4 protein-coding genes are annotated in these 4044 nt (G+C 47.3%); 1 reads left to right on the top strand and 3 read right to left on the bottom strand.

Annotated features, from left to right (window positions below; all coding sequences use genetic code 11):
• Positions 1-356, top strand: a 356-nt coding sequence (locus HA494_03660) for a hypothetical protein (protein NHV96865.1), incomplete at its 5' end; no start/stop codon positions are given.
• A 36-nt stretch (positions 357-392) separates the two neighbouring features.
• Here the strand turns inward: HA494_03660 and HA494_03665 are convergent.
• Genes HA494_03665 through HA494_03675 form a run of 3 tightly spaced genes read right to left on the bottom strand, consistent with a single transcriptional unit; the run spans position 393 to position 3987 of the window.
• Entirely contained in the window at positions 393-1454 is a 1062-nt protein-coding gene (locus HA494_03665) for an NAD(P)/FAD-dependent oxidoreductase (protein ID NHV96866.1), read from the bottom strand.
• A complete protein-coding gene (locus tag HA494_03670; GenBank protein ID NHV96867.1) occupies positions 1451-3022 on the bottom strand; it encodes a DUF116 domain-containing protein in 1572 nt (523 codons plus the stop codon). Before HA494_03670 ends, HA494_03665 begins: the two co-directional genes overlap by 4 nt.
• On the bottom strand, positions 3019-3987 hold the full coding sequence (locus tag HA494_03675; GenBank protein NHV96868.1) for a radical SAM protein: 969 nt from the start codon (positions 3985-3987) through the stop codon (positions 3019-3021). Before HA494_03675 ends, HA494_03670 begins: the two co-directional genes overlap by 4 nt.
• Positions 3988-4044 lie beyond the last annotated feature (57 nt).

Here is a 4044-nt window from a genome sequence, read left to right on the forward strand (position 1 = left end):
AGAGAACTACACCGACACCGATGATGAGCAACGTCTACTTTAAGTCTTCGGATTGGAAGGTGGATGAGATGATTCAAGATATGCGTAGCGGCATCTATGTTGAGGGCGTTGTTAGGTGTGATGTTGACCTCTCTGAAGGAACCTTTGAACTCACACCTGAAATAGCATATATGGTTGAAAATAAGGAGTTGAAGACCCCTCTTAAGCAGATTAGGTTGAGGGGTGATATCGTAACCATCTTGAAGCGCATCGATGCTGTTGGTAGAGTAATACAGCTCAGACCTAACTTGGAGAAGGGGTGTAGAGTGTCAGAGGGCGGTCCGCATCTAAGGGTGAATGGGCTTCAGTGCGCATAAGATCTTTTAGATGCTCAAAGAAACAAACACTATCATTTACCATAGGTTAGAGCGCTTTAGCTCCGCTAGGACAAATTCTTCTTTCCACGAATCATCTTTGCTATGGAGGGATATTGTCCCTTTAACGAAATCTAATAGCGGCTGCATCTGCTTCCTATAAACTTCTAACGCGGCCATATCGCCATTTTCCGCCTTCTTAATAGCTTCTGCTGCCGCTATCCCGCTTTCTAAAGCGAATCTTATCCCTTCGCCAGAGAATCTGTTACATAACCCAGCTGCGTCGCCTACAAGTAGTATCTTTCCACAGCCCAGATAGCAGTCACCATAGGGTAAGAAACCGACCTCCCTTTTCTTGAGCACAATAGGTTTGAAGCCAAACTCTTTACCTAGCCAATCTTTCAGGGATCTTAGGCTCGTAACGGCTTGCTTCGGCTCTGTGGAGCCAGTACCAACTATTAGGTTGCCCCTCTTCTTTAGTAGGTAGCCGTAGGTTGGGGTTATCTTTGTGTTTAGAATTGTGTAGAAGTAGTTTCCGAATTCACCCCCACCCTCCCAATACTCTTGCATAACTGTTAGTACAGTCTGCTGCTTATGTTCACCTTCTAGGTATCTTCTAACGGTAGAGTGTGCTCCGTCAGCACCTACAACGTAGCCTACTTTTACTTTTGAGACGCTATTCCCAGTTTTTAATGCCGCTTCTACCTGCTCTCTTTGGTTGAGGGTTAGTAGGGTCGTTTCTGTTTGCAGATGAGCACCAGCTTCTACAGCCTTCTCCACAAGCCATCTGTCGAAAAAGTCTCTCTCCAAGTTAAATACGCGGTAGTTCTTTAGCTCCCCTCCGCTCGCTCTACCGCTAGGCGGAACGTAGAATATGCCAAGCTCGCTTGGTTCACTAAGCACAGTCGAGGATAATTCTAAACCAAGCTCGTCCAGCACATATGTTGCTACGGTAGGTAGGATTCCTGCACAAGGCTTATGCCTACCTAAAGCGGCTCTATCGATCAAAAGTGTGCTTAAACCCTCTTCGGCGCACTTTATCGCTGCTGCTGAGCCCGCTGGTCCTGCACCTACTACAAGCACATCATATCCAGAGTTCAATGTGATCTGCACTTTAACGTGTTTAGTATCTTTGTGAGTATGGGGAGTTTGAGGGTTGTCTGACCCTCGAATGATCCTATGTAGGCTTTGTCCTCCTTACCTAGCTCGTAGCAGGTTTTGTCGTCTATGTCCAAGAGTAGCGCTGGGACACCAGCATCCCTCAGCTCTTCTAGGTGTTTTGTGAAGAATGCTTCGCAGCAGCAACCTATGTAGGCTAAGCCCTTCTGCTTAATCTCCTTCAACACATCCATCAAGTGCTCAAAGCTTTGGATCGTTTTAACGGTCAAACCAGCTTCTAACCCAAGATTGTATGCTTCACCTACACTACACAAACCGCACTGAACACACCCCTCCTCTTTGCGGTATGGGCAGTTTACAAGTTTTGAGCAGTAGGGAAGCAGCAGGTAACCCCATTTTTGATTCAGCAAAGGTGTTGAATCTAAGTTGACTGCGTGTATATAGTTTGTTTCGTCTAGGGTTAAGCCGAGGCTCTCCAAGCTTGTCTTATTTACAGCTTGTGTTATTAAATTGACTATGAAGTCAGGCTCTATACCGATTATCTCTAAGCCCTTTTCCCTGAACACCCTTTTAACATTTCTTTCGAGCTCTTCTTTCTCATAGCTCGTGAATTTAAGCGCTGCCTCAAGATCCAGTATACCCTTCATGGGTGATGCGAAGAAATCCCCTATGATGAGTATAGATTTGATCACCTTAGCCCTCTTATCTATGGTCAACGCTACTTCAACCAACCCGCCTTCAGCCTTATCCACAGCCCTAAGCAAACCCGCTTCTTCCGGTGCTCTACGGTCTAGGTAGAGCCAATCCTCTGACTGAAAGTAAGGAAGCCTCTCTTGGAGTAGGCGCTGCTCTTCTTCACTCAACCCCTCCTCCTTAAAATCTACGCCTAGAACTTCCGAAAAGCTTTCCACTAGAAGACGCTTAAGTTCTTCGTAGGGCGGTGTGTAGCCGATCTCCCACTTTATGCAAGTTACCCTCTGCTTCGCCGATTTTATCTCCTTATCCTTCAGCTTAACGATCGGGATCTTGAGTGACTTGATCATCGATTCTATGTCAAAGTCGGTTAGTAAGGTGCCTTGAAAGAGGAAAGCGCCTCCGCGCTCAGTCCCTCCTGTCCCGGAGATCTTCCGCCCCTCAACTTCTATATCGTTCTTTGGTCTGAACTTCGCATTCAAGCCGAGTTTCCTTAAAGCTAGTATCGGCGCTCTACACATCCATTCAAAGAGTCCCTCACCCCCTCCGCAACTATTTATCGAATCCTTTGAGGTTATGACCTCCCAGCCGATGGTGTTCTCATCGAAGTAGATGGCGCCTCCGCCCGTTATTCTCCTATTCACATCTATCCCGTGAGCCCTAACGTATTCAAATCTGACTTCGTGCTGAGCGTCTTGGTGGTAACCTATGAGGACAGCTGGGGGGCTGAATCTAAGGAACCTTAACGTGTCTGGAACCAGATCCCTACTTCTACAGTCAAGAATTATGTCGTCTAAAGCCATGTTTTCAGCGGCTGTTCTTAGACCTGTGTCCAAGAGCCTCCACGTTGCTCTCATAAGCAGACACCTACCTTACCCTCATGCTTAGATATATCTTTCCAGATCAGACCGCAGCACTTCTCTGAGAAGATTAGATTAATGCCTTTACGCTTACATATAGTGAATAGTGCATCACTAGGGTATGTTACACCATTAACACCACACCTCACAGCCAAAGCGTCTGTTGACACTCTCGAATCACCCCTTGGTCTGGCGCAGCCTAGCACAATTGGTGTGCTGGGCAAGAGGAGCCTAGCAGCCAGCATAACCCTACCAATGTCTCCTGGCGACGCTGGTGTTGCGTACATCATGCCCGTTCCCTCTAAGGGCATCAAGGCTACTATAACAACCGCAGCAGGCTGAAACCTCGAAATAATCTCTAAAGCCGCTTTCTCCCCCAAGATCTTGCCGTAATGCATACCTACTACGATATGCGGAACTACTGGTAAAGAGTGGTCCGAAAGCCTTTTCAGAAGGTCTTCAAAGACCTCAACCTGCTGCTCAAGGTGGCATACCTGTTTTAAAGTTAGGTCTGAGCCTACCACATCAACCAGCACCCCATCTACCGCAGCCTCTGCCAACGCATCCACTAGAGGGGGTGGGGCTAAGCCGCAGTGGACGACCACCTCAACAGTGAATTCACGCTTGATCTTAGCCACCATCGGTAGAAAGGGTTCAAGCGGCACATACCCCTCTTTATTGGAGCCGCCGCTTACTAGGAAACCCTTAGCACCCTTTTCAATAAGCTTCCTCATAAGATGGTAAAGTTGATCAGGGGAGCTGGCAGGAAACATGCTTTCAAGAAGCTTGCCTCCACAGTGCTCACAATTGAGATAGCACCACCTACCGGTAATTGATATCGCTGGAAAAGATAGGGGGCTGCTCTTGCAGTAGCTTGTCTCGTAATTTACCATACCCGGGGCGTAAAGGAAGAGTCTGTTACCGAAGTTCTGCTTAAAGATCTGCTCTGCTTTGCTGAACAAATTTTTTAGGGAGGCGAAGGGCCGCTGAAAACAAGTATCTACTATATCCATTACTGC

It is taken from the genome of Nitrososphaerota archaeon (assembly GCA_011605775.1).
In the GTDB taxonomy this organism is placed as follows: domain Archaea; phylum Thermoproteota; class Nitrososphaeria; order Nitrososphaerales; family JAAOZN01; genus JAAOZN01.

Excerpts from the sequence above, each read along its gene's own strand:
- HA494_03670 (NHV96867.1), bottom strand. The coding sequence starts at position 3,022 with ATGAGAGCAACGTGGAGGCTCTTGGACACAGGTCTAAGAACAGCCGCT.